We start from the raw sequence: 19,085 nt of genomic DNA, 5'->3' as shown, positions 1-19,085 counted from the left end.
GGCGCCCACGGAGTCCGAAGTTGATCTTCACCGAACTCGACTATGGAGAAGTGCGTAGCGAGAGGCGGGAGCTGGATCTCGTTATCGAGGCGGCCGGAGAGCGTTTCAAGGTGCCGGTTCGCTTCGTCGAAGACGAGCTCAATCTGGGCCCCATCGACGGTTTCACGCTGAGCTACGGGGCGACACTCAGTTTGACCAAGTTGGGACCGGCTGCGTTTCGCACGCTTGGCCCGACCACGATCAGCCGAGGTTTCCGCCTCGCCAACGTCGGCGGCGTCTACATCCTGACCAAAGGCGATCTGCATCTGTGCCTCGAGCTGGAAGCCGTTCCCTCTGTAGATCCCGCCCGGGGCGGCGAATTGGTTTCGTGGTATCGCCTGTTCCGCAGCACAGAGGGGGAGGACGCTCTGGTTGCCCTCACCAAGCGGCCGGACAGCGCGCTGGTCGATGCGATCGACGACGCCCTGGCGGCCCTCGAACAGGTCACGCCTCACGAGGAAGAGGAGGTCGCCGGCCACAACGGGCCGCCGGAGCCGGACGCTCTCTCCACCGAAGACTACGAGGCCGTCAGGGAGACGCTCGTCACCTTGCGCGCCCGAGCGGTCAAGGACGACCTGGCGGCCGACGAACTTCCCGCTGCGATCGCGATCTTGGACGACTGTGTGCGCAAGATCACCAGCTGGGCTCGCAAACGGCTCGCGATGGTGGAGGAGGGGTTTTATCGTGGGGTAGGGACCGCAGTGGGGACCGGCCTGGTCGGCCTGGCATTCTGGGTCGCGGCGGGTGGAAAGATCGGAACCGTGAGCGCTCTGCTGGCGACCTACGCAGGCCATCTTCTCGGCAAGTAGCCAGTGTCAGTGGCTTGCGCCGCGTCTGCGCCTCGGTATGCCCTCAGTTCAGCCGAACTGAGGGGAGAGCCATGGGCGCGATTTCGGAGAGAACCAAACACAAGGCACAGGTCTATGATGTCGCCTTGAACGCCTTCTTCAAGGGGCGCGACCTCGACGCCGCGAGCCTCGATACGTCCAAGACGGATATCGGCTGGGATATCGCCGAAGCCATGGTCGCGGCGGCGATCAGCGGCGTTACCTACAAAAGCCGCAACCCCGAAACCCTGGCCGATGCCGCCATGCTTTTGCGCGGTCTCGCGGATCAGGTCGAGGAGAACGGCCTAGCGGATATAGAGTGGGGCTATCGTGGCGGAATGCTGTCCCGCCACGCGTGGCGTCCCGACATTCGGGCGACGGAGGGTCTCGCCGAACTCGATCGCAGAACTGAGGCGGTGATTGAAGCGATGATGGGGCCGAGCCGGTCGCTGTCGGTTCCAGACAAACGCGCGATCGTCTGCCTGTCGTTCGTGCGAATGGCCTTGGCGCAGGTGCGGGATCTGATCGATCAGGAACCCCAGAGCGCCGACGCGATCCGCGCCATGGCGACGGGGATCGTGGAGGGGCAGCTCAGGGACTTAAAGGCGGCCGTCCCGAAGTAGACGTGTTCCCCGGGATGAGCAGACGCCGAATGATGTGCAGAAGATTCAATCATGCCTTGCTAGCGGCGAGGCCATCGGGGAGACTCGCCGAGTGAAGAAGACACTCGATCATCTGCCGCTGCCCAAGCAGTCCGAACTGCGTCACGTCGTCGATGTGATACGCGCCTCATTCGAGGAAGCGGTTGCGACCCGTCGGGCCGAGCGGCTGAAGAACGGCAGGATCCTGAAAGTCATCCTCTATGGATCCTATGCACGAGGCGATTGGGTCCACGATCCGGTCGGTCGGTATTTCTCGGACTTCGATCTGTTGGTCATCGTCGATCATGAGGACCTGACCGACGGCGAGTTCTGGTTCGACGCGACGAACCGGACGATGCCGGGCGAAGGCGAAATCCGGACGCCCGTCAGCATCATCGTTCACAGTCTAGATGACGTGAATGACCAGCTCGATCGGGGCCGTTACTTCTTCGCTGACATCCTTCGTGACGGCGTCACGCTCTTCGACACGCCCGGCAGCAAGCTGCACAAGCCTGCATCGATCAAAGCCAAGGCTGCGCTGGTTGAAGCCGAAGGCTTCTTCTCGAAGTGGATGCACAGCTCCAAGGAGTTTCAGGCTGGAGCGGTCTTCTACGCCCAGCGCGATAGCAGCAACCTGGCGGCATTCAGCCTGCACCAAGCGTCGGAGCACTTGTACCACTGCATCTTGCTGGTCGTGACGCTCTACAGCGGCAAGGCGCACAACCTTGCCTTCCTTCGCAAGAAAGCTGAAGCTATCGACGCCCGTCTCGCGGAGGCTTGGCCGCGCGAAACCAAGTTCGAGCGCCGCTGCTTTGAGTTATTGCGCGAAGCCTACGTCAAGGCGCGCTACTCCGAACATTACAAGATCAGCAACGAGGAGCTGGCGTGGCTCACGGAGCGCGTCGAGATTCTGCGCGGGCTGACGGTGACGGTTTGCCAGGAGCGGCTGGCTCAACTTCGGTCGGAGGCCGCTGACGATGTCTGATGCGCCTGGTTTTTTCATACCGTTCGCGGACTCTGCCGAGACGGCTGACGAGGTCTACGCCACAATCCGCACGACGATGGCGAAGGAGGCGTTTCAGCCAACCGAGCGTCAGGTCTACCGTGTCGTGTATCAGCACAACAGGCGCGAGCTCATTGCGACCGTCGGCGAAAAGGACGTCGACGGCGAGACCGTGATCGCGATCTTGGAGGCCTACAATCCTGGACCGATCTACATGGTCTGTACGCCGAACCGGGGCGTCGTCCGGGGCGCCCCGATTCTCGCGGGCGACGTTCTTGCGGTTGTCGATTTCAGTCAGGAGGAAATGGCATGAGTGTCAAGGATGAGGTGGATCGCGCTATCCACGGCTATCACGGAGACGATCTTCACGGCGTCACCGTGGGCTTCGAGCTCTGGGACGACTTCTGCCGGGAGACCGGTCTGACTCCGCAGCCCGCCGAGGACGGCGGCGACGACGTTGAAGTCATCTATCAAGGCCTCCGCATCATGCCCGGGGTTACGCCGAACAAGATCAATCTTGTGACGGGTTTCTAGGCCAGCGGTTGCGATGGGCGCATCTGAGCCGGACATGGACGATTTCATGCGCCGGCTCGAACTCAGCCGGGCGTTCGACGCACAGGAGCCGGTCGTCATCGATGGCGTGTCGTTCGACTTGCGGTGGGACATCGACAAGGATCAGTGGCGGCCTGTGGTCCCTATTGGAACCTACGGACGGCAGACCTTCCGGTTTGGTCCACGCATCGTCTTCCCATGGACGCCGCCCGATTGGGTCGAACACTGGCGCGACAACGGCGGCTATCTCGACGCTCCGGCAGGCAGCACCATCAAGATCGCGCTGGTGCGGCCATACCCTCTGGAAGGATCGTTCGAAGCTCTCGAGGTTGAAGAAAACCGCGAGTGCCAGTTGGTCTATCTCTGGGTTTTCACGCCCGACGGAGAGATGAAGGCTGCGGAGCCTCCACTCCCGCTATTCGCCAGAACCGCCACGGCCACACAGATCGACCTCGGCGATTTCGATAGAGCCTATAATGGGCTGGTCTCCCGGCTAGAACGTCTACTCGGCTGCGAGGATCTCGATGATCGGCTCGATAAGCCGGTGCCCGATTTCCCTCGGCCCTCGGCGGACATGCCGCTAACCTACCGACGAGCGGTTTTGACACTGCATGAAGCCGTCCATGAGTCCGATGAGAAGGCCTATGTCGCCTTCGGCTATTTGATGGGGCGCGCAGAGGCCGAGCAACAACTTCTCGATTCCGCCCTGAGGGATCACCGCGCAGCCAAAGGCCGCAAGAGGGGCACGGGGACCCGGAGCGCTAACAGTCAGCGCAAGACCGAGCCGATCCGCGAACTGGCAAAATCACTAATCAAGGGCAACGCTGCCATGTCACTCGGTGCGTGCGCGCGGATGGTCTCGCAACGGCTCCCTGACGACTGGCCGCTCAGCCGAGATCCGGACTGGATCAAGGATCATATCCGCGAACTTTTTCAGCAGCGCGAGGGTCGGGTCGAGTACCGTCCGAGGCCGGAGTGGGTCCATCCCCCCGAGGCGGACGGAGGATGATGTCAGCTCAGGAGGGGACGAGCAGTGGTCGCCTCCTGTCGTCCGCTCCGAACTCGGTGAAAGGGGGGGCTCCATTCAAGGAGCACACCCATGGATCCGAATTGGCTGACCGCTTTCGCAGCGCTCGTCGCTGCCGTCGCGACGTTCATTTCCGCCGTACGCAAGAAGTAAAGCGGCGAGTTGGAGCCTCTCGGGCTCATCTCGCCTCTGTACGAGAGGTCGTTTGATAACGCCATGAAACAGGCCGACTACGTCGCTCCCGCGCGTTACTTCCTCGACGAAAGCGGGACGAGCGGCGACCTGTCGACGGCAGGAGCCGGTCTTGACTTCAAACAACAGCCGATCTTCGTCCTGGCGGCTGTCGGGGTCGAGGATGAAGCTGGCTTGGCCGAGCGGCTGGAGGCGATCCGGGAAAGGCGCTTTCCTCAGGCCACGGAACTGAAATCGAGCAAGGGCCATGCGACCTCGGCCGTGATCTCGGAGTTGCTTGATGGGATCGACGCGCTGCATGGCGGTGTCCTGCTGGAGGTGATGGACAAGCGCTTCACCCTCTCAACCACCATGATCAACACCCTCATCTTGCGCCCCCTGTCAGCGTCCGATCATGAGCCGAAGGCGCTCTGGTTCCGGGCTCAGCTCGCCGAGCGATTTCACGAGATGGCCTCGACCGGCGTCTATGACGCCTTCATTCAGGCCTGTCGCGAGCCGGGAGAGGCGAGCCTGAAGGCTGCCTTCCGGGCGGTCTTGGACTGCTTTCCACCCGGACCTCCGCGTGAAGATCCTGCGAACGCCATCCGCTTTTTCACCCTCGACAGCCTGAAGGACTTCCGGAAGGCGGGTGCCTCTAAGCTGGAGGTTCAGCGGCGCTATCTTCCGCGCCCTGACCCGGGGCACACCGGCAAGGATGTCTGGATTCTGCCGCACCTGTCGGCTTTCACCAACCTCTACGCTCGCATCAACAAGCTCAGGGACGGACGATTGTCGGACGTCCAGATCATCCACGACGATCAGCCTTACTTCGCGGAGATCCTCCGTTCATCGAAACAGGCTGCCGAAGGTTTGGCCGGCACTGAAGGAGTGATCAACCTTGCCAGGGCAGACTACCGGTTCGTGGAGTCGGGCGACCTGACCTTCACGCCATCGACCGCATCCTCCGGAGTACAAGCCGCTGACCTGATCGCCGGCTTCGCGATGAGGCATGCTCGCGGCTGCCTCGCCGGCGATCCACAGGCTCGTGAGAATCGAGCCGTCTTTCGTCGTCTCGCTCACACCCTCGATGCATCGCCTGGATTAGGCATGAACCTGATGATGTCCGACCGCGACGTCCTGCGGTGTGGTTTGTTGCCCAGCCGCGACCCGATGGTGCGGCCTTCCGACTCGTAGGGATTGCTCTCTACGGACGGCGTGATTGGGCACATCATCGGAAGTCGCGGGTCTTCACTCTGATGGCTTCGAGCGACAGATCAGGGATGTAGATGTCGCGAACCTTGGGGGTGCGGGCATCGGGGGCGCTGCCGCGATAGACTTCGTCGCCGCGACCATGGGGGAGTGGGAATGAGGCGCGCCGGCCCAGCGACGCCAGAAGGTCGGACCCGTCGTGCAAACGGGTCGCCACGATGTGGACGACGTCGCCCTCGCGCTGGACCTTGCCGTCCACGACGAGAAGGCTGGCGCTGAGCACGATCTGGCGCTGTTGTTCGTAGAGGTTTGGCCAGATCACCAGATTGGCCACGCCGGTTTCGTCCTCGATGGTGATGAACATCACCCCCTTGGCCGATCCGGGTTTTTGCCTGACGAGGACCAGGCCGGCGACGCGGGTCAGCCTGCGATCACGCATGGCCGAGGCGTCGGCGCAGGTCATGACATGGCGCGATTGCAGGGTGTCCCGCAGGAAGGTCACCGGATGGTCCCGCAAGGTCAGGCCGACGTGGCTGTAGTCCTCCACGACTTCCTGCCCCTCCGGCATGGCCGGCAGGTTCAGGGTCGGCTCGGAGACCTCGGGTGTCGTCGCGCCGTCGTTCTGGACGACGGCGAACAACGGCAATGGATCATCGCGAAGCGCCTTGATGGCCCACAGGGCCTCGCGCCTCTGTAACCCCAGCCCCGGGAGGAAGGCGTCCGCCTCGGCGAGCCGGGTCAGGGCGCCGACGGGCGTGGAAGCCCGTCGCCACAGGTCCTCAACGGTGGTGAAGACGCCGCCGTCCCGGTGGGTCACGAGGCGGGCGGCGTCCGCATTCGCCAGGCCGCGCACCATGCGCAGGCCCAGTCGAACCGCGAGACGATCCTCGCGGTCGGTAGGCTCCAGCGTGCAGTCCCATCGGCTGGCGTTGACGCACACCGGCCGGATTTCGACGCCGTGCTCCCGCGCGTCGCGAACGATCTGGGCCGGGGCGTAGAACCCCATCGGCTGGGCATTGAGCAGGGCGGCGCAGAAGACGTCCGGATGATGGCATTTCAGCCAGGACGAGGCGTAGGCGATGAGGGCGAAGGACGCCGCATGGCTCTCGGGGAAGCCGTAGGAGCCGAAGCCCTCGAGCTGACCGAAGGTCTTCTCGGCGAACTCCGCCGTATAGCCGCGCTCGAGCATGCCCGAGACCAGCTTGTCCCGGAAATGGCTGACGCCGCCCGTGAACTTGAACGTCGCCATGGCGCGCCGGAGCTGGTCGGCCTCCGAGGCCGTGAAGCCGGCGCATTCGATGGCGACCCTCATGGCCTGTTCCTGAAACAGGGGGACGCCGAGCGTCTTGCCCAGCACCCGCTCCAGCTCAGGCGTCGGATAGTCGACGGGCTCGCGACCCTCGCGCCGTCGCAGATAGGGATGGACCATATCGCCCTGGATCGGCCCCGGCCGGACGATCGCCACCTCGATGACGAGGTCATAAAAGGTGCGCGGCTTGATCCGGGGCAGCATGGCCATCTGCGCTCGGCTCTCGATCTGGAAGACCCCCAGCGTGTCCGCCTTACGTATCATTGCGTAGGTCTTCGGATCCTCGGCCGGGATGGTCGCCAGCTCGAGGGCGACGCCCTTGTGCTCGCGCAGCAGATCGAGACCGCGTCGCATGCAGCTCAGCATGCCCAGGGCCAGCACATCGACCTTCATGAACTTCAGGGCGTCGATGTCGTCCTTGTCCCATTCGATGACCTGACGGTCCTTCATGGCGGCGGGTTCGATCGGGACAAGATCGTCCAGACGGTCGTCCGTCAGAACAAAGCCGCCGGGGTGCTGGCTCAGGTGTCTGGGGAAGCCGATCAATTGGCGGGACAGGTCGAGCGCCAGCCGCAGTCGGCGATCCTGGAGGTTGAGGTTCAGCTCCTCTGCATGTCGATCCTCGATCCCCTCGCTGGAATAGCTCCACACCTGGGAGGACAGCGTCTTGATCAGATCCTCGGACAGGCCGAGCGCCTTTCCCACGTCGCGCAAAGCGCCGCGCGACCGGTAGCGGATCACGGTGGCGCATAGCGCCGCCCGATCGCGGCCATAGGTCTCATAGACCCACTGGATCACCTCCTCGCGCCGTTCGTGCTCGAAATCGACGTCGATGTCCGGCGGCTCCTTCCGCTCCTGGCTGACGAAGCGTTCGAACAGCAGGTCATTACGGCCAGGGTCGATCGAGGTGATCCCCAGCACGAAACAGACCGCCGAATTGGCGGCCGATCCTCGGCCCTGACAGAGGATGTCCCGGCTTCTGGCGAAGCGAACGATGGAGTTCACCGTCAGGAAATAGGGCGCATAGCCCAGGGCTTCGATCAGCGTCAGCTCATGCTTCAGGCTGGCGCGGACCTTGTCCGACAGACCGTCCGGATAGCGTTCGGCCGCGCCCTCCCAGGTCAGTCGCTCCAGCGCCTGTTGCGGCGTTAGGCCGGGCAGGGCGGCCTCCCTGGGATACTGATACGACAGCTCGTCGAGGCTGAACCGGCAGCGGTCGGCGATCTCGACTGCCCGGCGCAGGGCGTCCGGATAGCGGGCGAACAGCCGGTGCATTTCCTCCGCACGCTTCAGGTGACGATCGGCCGATCGTTCCCGCTTGAAGCCGACATCGTCGATCGTGCAGCCCTCGCGAATACATGTCAGCACGTCCTGAAGAATGCGGCGGTCCGGGTGGTGGAAGAGGACGTCGTTGGTCGCGACGGTCTTCACCCTAAGATCCTGCGCCAGTTCCGAAAGCTGATGCAGCCGCATCTGGTCCCGGGGGCGGCGGCGCAGAGTCAGGGCGCAATAGGCATCAGCACCGAAGATGTCGGCGAGGGCCAAGAGGCGTCGGCGGCAAGCCGCATCGGCGCGATCGGTGACGAGCACGGCAATCAGCCCCCCGGCATGGTCCGCCAGGTCGGACCAGTCGAGGCGACAGCTGCCCTTGCCGGCGCGCCCCTTGCCGAGCGTTAGCAATCGACACAGGCGGCTATAGGCGGCCCGGTCGGTCGGATAGACCAGTATGGCGGTCTCATCGACGAGTTCGAGACGACAGCCGATCACCAGTCGAACCCCCGTCGCCTTGGCGGCCTCATGCGCCCGCACGATGCCGGCGACGCTGTTCCGGTCGGTAACAGCGAGCGCCTCCAGGCCGCAGACGGCCGCTTGAGCGAACAGCTCGTCGCAACTGCTCGCGCCACGCAGGAACGAGAAGTAGGAGGCGCACTGAAGCTCCACATAGCGCGTGGTCATGTTCGCGTTGTGTTCTCATTCAAGGGGCTCGTCAACGCCCCCTCCCTGACAATGTCAGCTTTGACATCCAGAATGGTTGACAATGTCAGATGATTCGGGCGACGTTGTTATCGATGGAGGTTCCTGATGAGTGATGGTCCGTACCGTACCCTCGATATGAGCAAGGTCTGGAAGGCCTTGGCCAAGACCGCCGAAAACGCCGCGCATACTGTCGCGGAGGTCGCTGAGGCCTTTCGCCCAGCGCTGGTGGAGGAGTGGGCGGCGATCCGTCCGGATTTCGCTGATGCGGTTAAGGCCGCGCTCGGGGACGATGATCGCGGTCGCCTTTTCTCCGAGATTGCGGTCGCTGAAACCGAACGTCTGCGCGCCCAGGCCTCCAATCCCATGGAGGCGCTGCTTGCGGATCATGCCCACGACCAGGCGAGGGACGCCCAACTGGGCGCCGCCGCTTACGAGAAAAGCATCGAACATTTTCTCGAGGACCGTGCGGTCCGGGGCGCCCGCCAGATGGAGGAGCACTACCATCGCGAACGGTCGCCGGATGCGGGACGTCTCCGCAACCACCTCGCGGCGGCGATCAGCTCGGGTGAACTCGCGCAACTGGCTTCAGGGCTCGCGCGCGGAGCGGGGCGTCGCGCTCTGACCGCGAAGGTGGACCGAAGCGGTCTGGATGAAGGAGTCGCCCTGTGACTGCGCTCACCCTCATTGGCGAACAGCCGGCCTTTCTGGTTGATGTTCTCGAGCCCGGCGTCAACGTGCGCGCTGGATCGTCCGCCGCAGTGATCGGCGAGGTTATCGAGCTCGATATTGAAGGGCTCGAGAACTACTTCTTCGCGGACTGGAACCCGACCTTGATCGACCTGCTCGTGGTCGCCGGCGCGGCTGAGTTCTGCGACGCCGTCAAACGTCGCCCGCTGCACCAGTGGAGCCGCCACTTCGACCTGCGCATCGCGGTACATGAAGCCGCCCTGTGGAATGGAGAGGCGGTCAAGACCGCCCTCCAGGACGCTTTGGGTTATCTGACCGGCGACGTCTGGCGCTTCACCTTCTTGCCGCGCCGCAAAGCCGTCGAGCGGCGGACCACCACCCTCGATCTCGCGGGCGGGGTCACCACCATCATGCCGTACAGTGACGGGCTAGACTCACGCGCCGTGCACGCGCTTGTGGCGGCGAAAGAAGGGGCGGCCGGCCTTGTGCGCGTCCGCCTCGGCGCTGGAGGTGTGGACCAGCCTCGAAGCAAGAAGAAAAGGCAGCCGTTCACCGTTGTGCCCTACAAGGTGAACTCCAGCGAGCGGGTGGAGACCTCCGCGCGCTCGCGCGGCTTCAAATTCGCCGCCGTCACCGGCATCGCCGCCATTCTGGCGAAGGTCGAACGGATCGTCGTCACCGAGAGCGGCCAGGGCGCCTTCGGGCCGATGCTCGCCGTCAGCGGCCAGATCTACCCAGACTATCGTGTCCACCCGACCTTCTCGCGCCGCATGGAGCGGTTGCTGCTCGCCCTGACCGGGCGCGAGATCCGCTATGACTATCCCCGACTGTTCAGCACCAAGGGGGAGACCCTGCGCGCGGCGAACGCCCTGCCTCAACCGCCGAGCTGGGCTGACACCCGGTCCTGTTGGCAGCAATCGCGTCAGACCGGCGTCGACGGCAAGCGACGTCAATGCGGGGTCTGCGCCGCGTGTATGTTGCGACGGGTCAGCATGCTGTCGGCGGGCATCGATGAACCGGCGAGCGCCTACGTCTGGGAACGTCTCTCGGCCGAGCAGTACGAGGATGGCGTCGTCGACGGCTTCGTTAAGCTCACTCCGGCGCTGAGGGCCTATGCGGTGGCGGGTGTCCTTCACATGGACCACTTGGCGGACCTTGTGGAATCGCCTCTACACGCGCGCCAGCTGAAGCATGCCGCGCGAGTGGCCGCCGAGGCGTTGGGGGGCGACCCGGCAGAGGTGGAAGAGCAGTTGCGTTCAATGTTGGAGCGGCACGCCGAGGAATGGCGCGCTTTCAGGAAAGCCCTCGGGCCGCGTTCATTCGTCTCGAAGCTCGCAAGCGCGCGACCATGAGCGACGCCCTGACCTCGGAAGAGATAGGCGAGCGCTTGCGGCTCGCCCGGGAAGCGGCCCGTGTAACCCAGGCCGCCGCAGCTGAGGCTTTGCAGATCGCACGGACCACCGTCGTCGCGATCGAGCAGGGTCAGCGCCGCCCGCGCCTCGACGAGCTGCAGCGGTTCGCCTCGGTCTACAACGTGTCGGTCAACGCCCTGCTCCGACGCGAGGCGGTGCAGATCGATCTGAAGCCGCGTTTTCGCCGTACCGGCGAGCCGGATGCGGCGGTCGAAGCGGCGGTGGAGCTGTTGACGACCCTTGTCCAGGCAGAGCTGGAGCTTGAGGCGCTGCTCGGCGTCCAGCGCGTGCGAAACGACCCGCCTGAACGCCCTCTGTCGCCGGGCAACGTCGTTCTACAGGCCGAACAGGACGCGGCCGAACTTCGTCAGTGGCTCGGGATCGGGAGCGGACCGGTTCAGGACATCGTGTCGGTCCTGGAATTCCAATTGGGCGCCCGCATTTTCACCCGCAGACTGCCTGCGAAGATCTCGGGCCTCTACGCATTCGATGATGTCGCCGGCGCCTGCATCCTGTTGAACGCGTCGCACCCGAAGGATCGGCGGGCGCAGACCGCCGCGCATGAGCTCGGTCATTTTGTTTCGACTCGCAAGCACCCTGACGCTCTCTACGCCGGTTCGCCCGAAACCAGCCGCGAAGAGCGATACGCCATCGCGTTCGCCAAGGCCTTGCTCACTCCGGCGCGCGCGGTGATGTCCCAGTTCAACTCCGTCACTGTCGGTGCGACCCAACTCACCCGGCGCCATGTCATCGTCATGGCCCACCTGTTTGGCGTGTCTCGCGAGGCCATGGTTAGACGGCTGGAGGAGATCGGACTGACCAAACCCGGAACCTGGGACTGGTTCGTCAACAATGGCGGCATCACCGACGAACAGGCGCGCCAGGTCTTGGGAGAGGCGGTCGCGCCCGATGAGGGGCGGGCTGACGCCGCTCGACCTGTTTCGATGCGGGTCGGACTTCTGGTGGGCGAGGCCTGGGCCAAGTCGTTGCTCAGTGAAGGCCAGATCGCTCAATTGCTGCAACTCGACCGGGTCGATGTGCGGGCGCTAATCGACGCCTATGAGGACGAGGAGGTCGGCCGTGACGACTCTCCCCGGCTTCTGGTCTGAGGCGAGCCGCATGAGGATCGCGGACGCGAGTGTTTGGATCAATCTCATCGCCACAGAGCGTGCGCACGTCATTCTTCGCGCCACGCCGGTCCCGCTGCGCATCACCGACGTGGCGCTGGCCGAGCTGGAGCGGGGTCGGTCCAAGGGACGACGGGCCGCTGACGAAATGGCGGCGTTGCTGCACATGGGTCTGACCGAGGTGGTGCCGCTCGCCGCCGAGGATGAGGCGCTTTTCGTCTCTCTGGTGAGTGGCTCGGCCGCGGAAACGCTCGACGACGGCGAGGCGGCGACCCTGGCTTGCGCCCATCGACTGGGCGTCAGCGCACTGATCGACGAACGAAAGGCCACGCTGATCGCCGCGCGGCGTTTTGGAACGCTTGAGGTCTTGTCCACAGTGGACCTGCTCTTGTCGCCGGAGGTGCGAGACGCCTGCGGCCCGGACTTCGGCGACGCGCTGTTTGGCGCCTTGACCGGCGCACGGATGCGCGTGCCCGATCATCATGCCGATGAGATCGTGCGGGTCGTGGGCGCCGAACGCGCCATAAGTTGCCGGAGTTTGCCGGCGCGTGTGCGCAGGGCCGGGGTCTGACGCCGGGGCGATCAGCCGAAGCGGCCGTGGATGAACCACGCCTGTGAACCGGTCGTTGCGTCCTCGCCGTTGCCGGCGCGGAACAGCCAAAAGCGCTCGCCACCCTCGTCTTCGACCTGGAAATAGTCGCGGACCGCCCACATCTCCGCGTCGCGGCGACCCCATTCGCCGAAGACCCGTTCCGGGCCATCCGCCCGGCGGATACGGCGACGGACACCGCGCCAGGTGAAATGGGTCGGCGGGTTGTCAGGCAGGAGCGCCATGGTTTCGACAGGCTCCGGTCTGCGGAACAGTCGCGTCGGGCGCGGCCATTCCGGCGCCCATACCCCGCCCGTCGGGGCGGATAGAGGCGCGACCTTGCGTGTGGAGCGCTCAGGGACGTCGCTTTCCACCGGAGACAGCCGGTAGAGCCGGTCGGCGCCGATCCGGTTCGCCAGCGTATCAACGAGCATGGACACGTCCGGTGCGGTCTCCGTGCCGAGACGCGCGGCGGCGGGCCGCCAGTTCAGCGGCTCGGTCGCACTGGCGGCCAGGGTCATCCGGTCGATGCCGAAGCCGGGCGCGATCGTTTCGATCTTGTCGGTCAGCAGCCGGCTCAGCCGGCGCACATCGCGCACCGGCTGAGCCAGACCCACGCGAACCGCCTCGATCCGGTTGTCCACGCGGTAGCAGAGCCAGTCGAGCCGCCGCGCCCCCAGGCCGCGCGCCTCCAACTGTACGCACAGGTCTTCGGCCAGGGCGCCGGCGTACCGGGCCAGGATTTCGTGGGCGCCGATCGGCTCGGCGAAAACCCGTTCGACGCGGGGCGTCTCGGGCGCCTCGACCGGAATGAGAGGCTCGTCGGACCGGCCATAGGCCTGGTCGAGACGCCGACCCAGCTCTGCTCCGAAACGGAGCTGGAGGGGCGCGCGGGGCCGGTGGGCGACGTCGCCGATCCGCTCGAACCCCATCCGCCTCAGTCCAGCGGGAAGGCCCGCCGGGAGGCGCAAGGCCTCTAGCGGCAGAGAGGAGAGAGCCGCATCGATGCCGTCGTCCGCGATCAGGCTCTGGTCGGCGCGGAAACGGGCGACCGCATGGGCGGCGCCCCAGGTGGGGCCGATGACGCCCCGGCTGGTCACGCCGACGCCCTGAAGGCGCGCGGCCAGATCGCGCAGAAGCGCTGCCTCGCCCCCCTGAAGGTGGGCGGCGCCGGTGACGTCGATCGCCAGTCCCTCGGGCGGATCGGCCTGGCACACGGGGGCGTAGCGGTGCATCGCCCACAGGGCGAGGCGGTCCAGCGCCTCGGCGTCGCCATGCGGATCGGCGTCCCTCACGTCCAAGCCCGGGATCAGGGCTTGGGCCTGGGTCGCGGCCATGCCCACGCGCGCGCCGGAGGCGGCGGCGGCGGCGTTGCAGGCCGTCACGACCCGCTTGCGACCGATCCGGCCCGTGAGGATGAGAGGATGCTCAGGCGGCGGCGCGTCGGCGCCCAGCCGGCGGCGCAACCGATCGACGGGCCAGTTCGGCAGGAAAAGCGAGACGACCCGTCTCATCGCAAGCGTCCAGAATGAAGTCCGCCGCGTCGGCGCCGCGGCAACGCATAAGTTCGATCCGCCATCGCGCCCGGCCGATCCCGGGGACCGGCAAGGGCGCCGATGGCTCGGCGCTGACGCGCCAGCGCGTGGCGGCCGCGGTCGGCTGGCCGAAGTCGGCGGCCTCCGCCGCCCGGCGCCATCGCCGGACAGCAAGGCCGATGACGCCCGACGTCTCGGCGGCCAGCTGCAGCCGGCGCGAGGCGGTCATGGTCAAGCGGGACGTCTCGCAGACGACGCCCGCCAGCCCGCCATGACGCAGGCCTTCCTCGAAACACGCCATCAGCGCCTTCTCGTCGCCCGCCTCGACGTAGATGACCCGATCCGGCCCCAGCCCTGCATGGCTGAGCGCAGGAGCGAACAGGTCGGGGCGGGTGATGCACCACAGAACCGGTCCGGGCAGACGAGCGACGATGCCCGCCGCGAACAGGGCGGCCGCCGCGCCGCCAACGGCGTCGTCGCCGCCCCCGGCCACCTCGTGGAGCGCCCCGAGCGCGAGACCTCCGCCCGGCAGGGCGGCATCCAGCGTCGCCACTTCGAACGGCAGCACACCGACCGCGCGACGGTCAGCCTGCTCCAGCGCGCGAACCTTGGCACGCAAGTCCTCGAAGTGGGCCGAGCGGGCGGCCGGCATGGACGAACTCCTCCTCGCCTCTATAATGTTCCTGAAATGTTCTGGTTCGAAGGTGGGGCCGGAGTCAATCCGGCCGGCGCCTTTTCCCCCGGGATTTGCGGCGACCTCGGAGCCGTGAAATCCTCGGCTCGACGTCACGAGAGTTCAGGTCATGTGCAACGAGTACCAACTCATCCTGCCGTTCGACGATGTGATTGCGGCGTTCAATCTGACGGGAAACCGGCTCGTCTTTCCCGGCGGCATGCCGAACTTCGGCCCGATGGCCTCGATCCGCATCGGGGATCGGGCCCCGATCATTCAAATGGGTGAGGAAGGACCCGAGGCCGTCATGACCCCTTGGGCCTGGAAGGGGCCGGGTGGACGCCCGGTCTTCAACTTCCGCTCCGACGGGCGATCCTTCGAGGGTTCGCACCGGTGCCTGATCCCGGCGGACGGCTTCTTCGAGTTCACCGACCCCGAGCCCGGACAGAAGCGAAAGACCAAATGGCGCTTCACCCTGTCCGGCCAGCGGCTCTTCTGGGTGGCGGGCCTGATCAAGGAGGGCGCCTTCGCCATGCTGACCACCGAGCCGGGGGAGGATATCGCCCCCTATCACGACCGGCAGATCGTGGTGCTTCGGCCCGAGGACGGCGCGGCCTGGCTCGACCTTCAGCGATCCCAGACCGAACTGTTGCGGGCTCTGCCCGCCGGGAGCCTCGACGTCGAGAAGGTCTTCCCCGCCGCAACCTCAGCGCCGGTTTGAGCCAGGGCGGGTCGGGCGTGACCGACCGTGCCGGGGCCGATGGCGATGACGGAGTGGTCGGGGCGGCCGGGGTCTCGCATCTTTTTCGCGCCAGCCGGCGCGGCCTCTCGATGAGGCGGATCTGACCGAAACCCGGTCGGCTGGCGCAACCGCTCACGCGACTTTCATCCCCGGCCTGACGGCCTTCCTCGCGAAACAAGAAAGTCTCTTGCCGCGGTCCTCCGCTTCGCTGCGGGGCCTCGCTTCGCTCTCCCTGCGCGCCGCCCGCGCCCCGGTCTGCCGATCGCCATCGAGGCCGCGGCAGGCGTGGCCCGAAGCAAAGGAGAGACTGACATGGCCACCATCGGCACCTTTACCGCCCAGGGCGACGGCTACACCGGTTCGATCAAGACCCTCACCCTCAACGTCAAGTCGGCGGTCCTGCGGCCCAACGAGAAGACGGACGACAAGGCCCCCGACTTCCGGATCTTCGCCGGCCAGACCGAGTTCGGCGCCGCCTGGAAGAAGACGAGCCAGCAGAACCGCGAGTATCTCTCGGTCAAGCTCGACGATCCCAGCTTCCCGGCGCCGATCTACGCCTCCCTGGTGGAGGTCGAGGGCGGACACAGCCTGATCTGGTCCCGCTGACCCAAGAGCCGCGGCGGCGCGGGGAACGCGCCGCCGCTCCTTCTTCCCGCAATCCATTTTCGAGGAGGCCGCCATGACGCGCCCCACCGATCCCGCACGCCCGGACGTCTACACCCGGATCACCCAACAGATCCTCGCCCAGCTCGAAGCCGGGGTCCGCCCCTGGACCCAGCCCTGGAAGAGCGCCACTTCGGTCAGCCGCCCCCTTCGCCATGACGGCACGCCCTACAACGGCATCAACATCGTCCTCCTCTGGGGCGAAGCGGCCGGTCGGGGCTTCACCCGGCCGACCTGGATGACCTTCCGTCAGGCCCTGACGCTCGGCGCTCACGTCCGCAAGGGCGAACGCGGTACGACGGTGGTCTACGCCAACCAGATCGTCCGCGAGGACGCGGACGAGGCCGGAGAAGGCGTCGAACACCGCATCCCGTTCTTGAAGGCCTACACGGTCTTCAACGTCGATCAGATCGACGGCCTCCCGGATCGCTACGGCGAGCCCGAAGTCCAGGGCATCAATGCCGACGAACGGATCGCGCGCGTCGACGCCTTCTTCCGGAACTGCGGCGCGGACATCCGTCACGGCGGCGGGAGCGCCTATTACGCCCCGGGGTCGGACCATGTGCAGATGCCGCCGTTCGAATGCTTCGAGGATGCCGACGCCTATTACAGTACCCTCGGCCATGAGATGACGCACTGGACGCGTCACCCCACCCGCCTTGATCGGGACTTCGGCCGCCAGCGTTTCGGCGATCCCGGCTACGCTCGCGAAGAATTGGTCGCCGAACTCGGAGCCGCCTTCCTCTGCGCGGACCTGGGTCTCGCCCTCGAGCCGCGCGAGGATCATGCGGCCTATGTCGGTCACTGGCTCCAGGTGCTCAAGGACGACAAGCGGTTCATCGTCTCGGCGGCGTCTCACGCGCAGAAGGCCGTCGATCACCTGCATCGCCTCCAGCCAGTTTGAACTGGCGCCCGCGTCCTCTCCGGGGCAGCCTCGGTGAGGACGCGGGATCATGGCCGACAACAAGAATCAGCACTTCGTACCCAAGGCCCATCTCAAACCCTTCTCGGTGGATGGAGGGGGCAAGGCCATTCACCTGTTCAACCTCGACAGGGACCGCGCGATCCCGAACGCCCCGGTGCGCAACCAGTGCTCCAGCGATTATTTCTATGGCCAGGATCCTCAGCTGGAGGCCGCCATCCAGAGCGTCGAAGGGCCCTATGGTCAGATGCTCGCGCGTGTCCTTCCCAACGGCGCGATCCCCGGCGCCCTGGACCGAACGGTGCTGAGGCGCTTCATCCTGCTCCAACATTTGAGGACCGAAGCGGCCGCCGCCAGCGCGAGCCAGGTCCTGGCCGCGATGGCGCAGCTGCCTGGCGTCCTGCCGCCCGGCGAAGACTTCGACGTCAAGAAGGCCATGCGCGTCGCGGTCGAGGAGGCCATGCTGGTCTATGCCCGGCAGATGCGGATCGTCGATGATCTGAGGGTCACAGTGATCCGCAACGAAAGCCGGACGCCCTTCATCACGTCGGATGACCCCGCCGTGCTGACGAACCGGTGGCATCTCCAGAATCCCAGGGGGCGATATCGGCCCTTCAGCCTGAGGCACGCGGGCCTGGTGATGCTGTTGCCGCTGTCGCCGTGCGTACTGGCGATGCTCCATGATCCCGACGTCTATGCGGTCGCTCATCGCCAGGGCGTCGTCACGATCGATCGCGATCGTGACGCCGACGCGCTCAACGCCCATCAGATCCTCAATTGCGCGGCCAATGTCTTCTTCCAGGACTGGGCGGGTCGGGATCAGCTCGCAGAGGCGGTTCGTGCGGCGGCGCAGGACCGACCCGAACGCCGCCACCGGACTACCTATGCGGTGCAGGATCGGACCGTCGGCCAACACACCCGCTACGCCGTCGCGCCGCTCGAGGAGATCGACCCCGGCGCAGGGCGAGAGGTTCTGATCCACACCGAGATCCTTCGCCCTCGACCCGGGCGATGGCCGGGGTTCCTCGCGGTGCGTCGGGACGCCCGAGCCTTCGACAATGGAACGCGGACCGGGTTTGTCCGGCGCGCCTGTTACGAGGAGGGGTTCGTGACAGGCGAGGGCTTCCGGCAGGTCAGGCTTTAGACGCGGACGACTTGCGGGCCTTGCCCAAGGTCGCCTTCAGCTGCTGCCTCGCCTCCACGTCGGCCGCCTGCCCGAGCGCATCGGCGAGGTCGTAGAAGGTCGTCGAGGTGACGCGCGCGGTATAGGCGAGGTCGCCCTTTCCAGCCATCAGACTGCGCGCGGTCTCCGACCACTTCGCCTTGGGGAGGCCGTCGAAGGCCGGATGGTTGCGATGGTAACGAAGCGTCCAGTCCTCGCTGCCGTTGTCCAGCCAGAGGTCCGCCGCGTAGTTGAGGGTGTGGGGGGAGTGGACGGTGAGAAACAGATTGGTGATCGGGAATCCGTAGCCCTCATCACTGAGTTCGTCTCCCGAGGCATAGCTGAGGAAGATGGCGTCGAGAGCCTCTCCGAGAACATGCCGACGCATGAACATCGGATGGTCCTCGATTGGTCGGGCGGATTCTCCGTGGTGGGAGGACGTGGGGTCGACCGAGGCCTCGCGCAGACGCTGGACGGCAGTGTGCGCATCCTTCGCCGCGCCGCCGGACATCGCCGCCAGAAGAAGGTTCGTAAGGTCGCTCGCCTTCATCTCGGCTCCGCCGCGACCGCGCCCCCCGCTGGAAATCAGACCGTGCTTGCGGAGGTTCATGGCGAGGACCCGTACCGACGCCAGCGAAAGGCCCAGGGTTTCTGAAACGACCGGCAGGAGATCTACGAGCTTCATAGAGAAATGAAATCAGATTTCGTTTCGTGGGGCAAGTCACAGGCTTGTCGCGGATGACCAAGGCGGTCGCAGAACTGCGGACCGCCCGGCTGGGGCGCCCTCAAGGGCGGCGGGCGAGCGGCCGGAACCGGCC

19 protein-coding genes are annotated in these 19,085 nt (G+C 65.7%); 15 read left to right on the top strand and 4 right to left on the bottom strand.

Going from position 1 to position 19,085, the window contains the following annotated elements; genetic code table 11:
- The first annotated feature begins 20 nt into the window (after nucleotides 1–20).
- From Q0581_RS08260 to Q0581_RS08230, 7 genes are all read left to right on the top strand, one after another.
- Entirely contained in the window at nucleotides 21–848 is an 828-nt protein-coding gene (locus tag Q0581_RS08260; RefSeq protein WP_298699311.1) for a hypothetical protein, read from the top strand.
- A 71-nt stretch (nucleotides 849–919) separates the two neighbouring features.
- A complete protein-coding gene (locus Q0581_RS08255; protein WP_298699310.1) occupies nucleotides 920–1,489 on the top strand; it encodes a hypothetical protein in 570 nt (189 codons plus the stop codon).
- 91 nt (nucleotides 1,490–1,580) lie between these two features.
- The gene (locus tag Q0581_RS08250) at nucleotides 1,581–2,492 is read left to right on the top strand and encodes a HEPN domain-containing protein (RefSeq protein ID WP_298699309.1); all 912 of its coding nucleotides are present in this window, start codon (nucleotides 1,581–1,583) and stop codon (nucleotides 2,490–2,492) included.
- Entirely contained in the window at nucleotides 2,485–2,823 is a 339-nt protein-coding gene (locus tag Q0581_RS08245; RefSeq protein WP_298699307.1) for a hypothetical protein, read from the top strand. The genes Q0581_RS08250 and Q0581_RS08245 overlap by 8 nt, the downstream gene beginning before the upstream one ends.
- Nucleotides 2,820–3,044, top strand: a complete 225-nt coding sequence (locus tag Q0581_RS08240) for a hypothetical protein (RefSeq protein WP_298699305.1) — start codon at nucleotides 2,820–2,822, stop codon at nucleotides 3,042–3,044. Before Q0581_RS08245 ends, Q0581_RS08240 begins: the two co-directional genes overlap by 4 nt.
- 34 nt (nucleotides 3,045–3,078) lie before the next feature.
- Nucleotides 3,079–4,071, top strand: a complete 993-nt coding sequence (locus Q0581_RS08235; RefSeq protein WP_298699303.1) for a hypothetical protein — start codon at nucleotides 3,079–3,081, stop codon at nucleotides 4,069–4,071.
- Between the two features lie 234 nt (nucleotides 4,072–4,305).
- Nucleotides 4,306–5,454: a DUF3800 domain-containing protein gene (locus tag Q0581_RS08230; RefSeq protein WP_298699301.1), complete on the top strand. Its 1,149-nt coding sequence runs from the start codon at nucleotides 4,306–4,308 to the stop codon at nucleotides 5,452–5,454.
- A 34-nt stretch (nucleotides 5,455–5,488) separates the two neighbouring features.
- On the opposite strand, the gene Q0581_RS08225 is transcribed toward Q0581_RS08230, so the two are convergent.
- Nucleotides 5,489–8,734, bottom strand: coding sequence for an error-prone DNA polymerase (locus Q0581_RS08225; protein WP_298699299.1), 3,246 nt, complete (start codon nucleotides 8,732–8,734; stop codon nucleotides 5,489–5,491).
- 126 nt (nucleotides 8,735–8,860) lie between these two features.
- Here Q0581_RS08225 and Q0581_RS08220 point away from each other — a divergent pair, with 126 nt between their 5' ends.
- From Q0581_RS08220 to Q0581_RS08205, 4 genes are read left to right on the top strand one after another with little or no spacing between them, the layout of a single operon-like run.
- The gene (locus tag Q0581_RS08220; RefSeq protein ID WP_298699296.1) at nucleotides 8,861–9,424 is read left to right on the top strand and encodes a hypothetical protein; all 564 of its coding nucleotides are present in this window, start codon (nucleotides 8,861–8,863) and stop codon (nucleotides 9,422–9,424) included.
- A complete protein-coding gene (locus tag Q0581_RS08215; RefSeq protein ID WP_298699294.1) occupies nucleotides 9,421–10,794 on the top strand; it encodes a 7-cyano-7-deazaguanine synthase in 1,374 nt (457 codons plus the stop codon). The genes Q0581_RS08220 and Q0581_RS08215 overlap by 4 nt, the downstream gene beginning before the upstream one ends.
- Nucleotides 10,791–11,963: an XRE family transcriptional regulator gene (locus Q0581_RS08210; RefSeq protein WP_298699292.1), complete on the top strand. Its 1,173-nt coding sequence runs from the start codon at nucleotides 10,791–10,793 to the stop codon at nucleotides 11,961–11,963. Before Q0581_RS08215 ends, Q0581_RS08210 begins: the two co-directional genes overlap by 4 nt.
- Before the next feature lie 10 nt (nucleotides 11,964–11,973).
- Nucleotides 11,974–12,552, top strand: a complete 579-nt coding sequence (locus Q0581_RS08205) for a hypothetical protein (protein WP_298699291.1) — start codon at nucleotides 11,974–11,976, stop codon at nucleotides 12,550–12,552.
- An 11-nt stretch (nucleotides 12,553–12,563) separates the two neighbouring features.
- On the opposite strand, the gene Q0581_RS08200 is transcribed toward Q0581_RS08205, so the two are convergent.
- Together Q0581_RS08200 and Q0581_RS08195 are read right to left on the bottom strand one after the other, a co-directional pair.
- Nucleotides 12,564–14,084 (bottom strand): DNA polymerase Y family protein, encoded by a 1,521-nt coding sequence (locus Q0581_RS08200; protein ID WP_298699289.1) that lies wholly within the window; start codon nucleotides 14,082–14,084, stop codon nucleotides 12,564–12,566.
- Nucleotides 13,999–14,757: a damage-inducible protein gene (locus Q0581_RS08195; protein ID WP_298699288.1), complete on the bottom strand. Its 759-nt coding sequence runs from the start codon at nucleotides 14,755–14,757 to the stop codon at nucleotides 13,999–14,001. The genes Q0581_RS08200 and Q0581_RS08195 overlap by 86 nt, the downstream gene beginning before the upstream one ends.
- A gap of 151 nt (nucleotides 14,758–14,908) precedes the next feature.
- Here Q0581_RS08195 and Q0581_RS08190 point away from each other — a divergent pair, with 151 nt between their 5' ends.
- From Q0581_RS08190 to Q0581_RS08175, 4 genes are all read left to right on the top strand, one after another.
- Nucleotides 14,909–15,499 (top strand): SOS response-associated peptidase, encoded by a 591-nt coding sequence (locus Q0581_RS08190; protein ID WP_298699286.1) that lies wholly within the window; start codon nucleotides 14,909–14,911, stop codon nucleotides 15,497–15,499.
- 333 nt (nucleotides 15,500–15,832) lie between these two features.
- Nucleotides 15,833–16,126, top strand: coding sequence for a DUF736 domain-containing protein (locus Q0581_RS08185; RefSeq protein ID WP_026108286.1), 294 nt, complete (start codon nucleotides 15,833–15,835; stop codon nucleotides 16,124–16,126).
- 73 nt (nucleotides 16,127–16,199) lie between these two features.
- Nucleotides 16,200–17,087: a zincin-like metallopeptidase domain-containing protein gene (locus Q0581_RS08180; RefSeq protein WP_298699282.1), complete on the top strand. Its 888-nt coding sequence runs from the start codon at nucleotides 16,200–16,202 to the stop codon at nucleotides 17,085–17,087.
- Between the two features lie 49 nt (nucleotides 17,088–17,136).
- On the top strand, nucleotides 17,137–18,249 hold the full coding sequence (locus Q0581_RS08175; protein ID WP_298699280.1) for a DUF4238 domain-containing protein: 1,113 nt from the start codon (nucleotides 17,137–17,139) through the stop codon (nucleotides 18,247–18,249).
- Here Q0581_RS08175 and Q0581_RS08170 read toward each other — a convergent pair.
- Nucleotides 18,239–18,952 carry a hypothetical protein gene (locus Q0581_RS08170; protein WP_298699278.1) on the bottom strand — a complete coding sequence of 238 codons (714 nt, stop codon included), beginning with the start codon at nucleotides 18,950–18,952 and terminating at the stop codon, nucleotides 18,239–18,241. The two genes, Q0581_RS08175 and Q0581_RS08170, sit on opposite strands and share 11 nt — an antisense overlap.
- Nucleotides 18,953–19,085: the final 133 nt, after the last annotated feature.

It is taken from the genome of uncultured Brevundimonas sp. (assembly GCF_937863155.1).
Taxonomy (GTDB): domain Bacteria; phylum Pseudomonadota; class Alphaproteobacteria; order Caulobacterales; family Caulobacteraceae; genus Brevundimonas.
The sequence above is the reverse complement of the archived record's forward strand: the minus strand, read 5'-3'. Positions and strand labels throughout refer to the sequence as shown.

Coding starts and splice junctions, on each gene's coding strand:
- Q0581_RS08180 (WP_298699282.1), top strand. CDS start 16,200: ATGACGCGCCCCACCGATCCCGCACGCCCGGACGTCTACACCCGGATC.
- Q0581_RS08170 (WP_298699278.1), bottom strand. CDS start 18,952: ATGAAGCTCGTAGATCTCCTGCCGGTCGTTTCAGAAACCCTGGGCCTT.
- Q0581_RS08210 (WP_298699292.1), top strand. CDS start 10,791: ATGAGCGACGCCCTGACCTCGGAAGAGATAGGCGAGCGCTTGCGGCTC.
- Q0581_RS08255 (WP_298699310.1), top strand. CDS start 920: ATGGGCGCGATTTCGGAGAGAACCAAACACAAGGCACAGGTCTATGAT.
- Q0581_RS08225 (WP_298699299.1), bottom strand. CDS start 8,734: ATGACCACGCGCTATGTGGAGCTTCAGTGCGCCTCCTACTTCTCGTTC.
- Q0581_RS08240 (WP_298699305.1), top strand. CDS start 2,820: ATGAGTGTCAAGGATGAGGTGGATCGCGCTATCCACGGCTATCACGGA.
- Q0581_RS08200 (WP_298699289.1), bottom strand. CDS start 14,084: ATGAGACGGGTCGTCTCGCTTTTCCTGCCGAACTGGCCCGTCGATCGG.
- Q0581_RS08230 (WP_298699301.1), top strand. CDS start 4,306: ATGAAACAGGCCGACTACGTCGCTCCCGCGCGTTACTTCCTCGACGAA.
- Q0581_RS08245 (WP_298699307.1), top strand. CDS start 2,485: ATGTCTGATGCGCCTGGTTTTTTCATACCGTTCGCGGACTCTGCCGAG.
- Q0581_RS08190 (WP_298699286.1), top strand. CDS start 14,909: ATGTGCAACGAGTACCAACTCATCCTGCCGTTCGACGATGTGATTGCG.
- Q0581_RS08175 (WP_298699280.1), top strand. CDS start 17,137: ATGGCCGACAACAAGAATCAGCACTTCGTACCCAAGGCCCATCTCAAA.
- Q0581_RS08235 (WP_298699303.1), top strand. CDS start 3,079: ATGGACGATTTCATGCGCCGGCTCGAACTCAGCCGGGCGTTCGACGCA.
- Q0581_RS08195 (WP_298699288.1), bottom strand. CDS start 14,757: ATGCCGGCCGCCCGCTCGGCCCACTTCGAGGACTTGCGTGCCAAGGTT.
- Q0581_RS08205 (WP_298699291.1), top strand. CDS start 11,974: ATGAGGATCGCGGACGCGAGTGTTTGGATCAATCTCATCGCCACAGAG.
- Q0581_RS08220 (WP_298699296.1), top strand. CDS start 8,861: ATGAGTGATGGTCCGTACCGTACCCTCGATATGAGCAAGGTCTGGAAG.
- Q0581_RS08185 (WP_026108286.1), top strand. CDS start 15,833: ATGGCCACCATCGGCACCTTTACCGCCCAGGGCGACGGCTACACCGGT.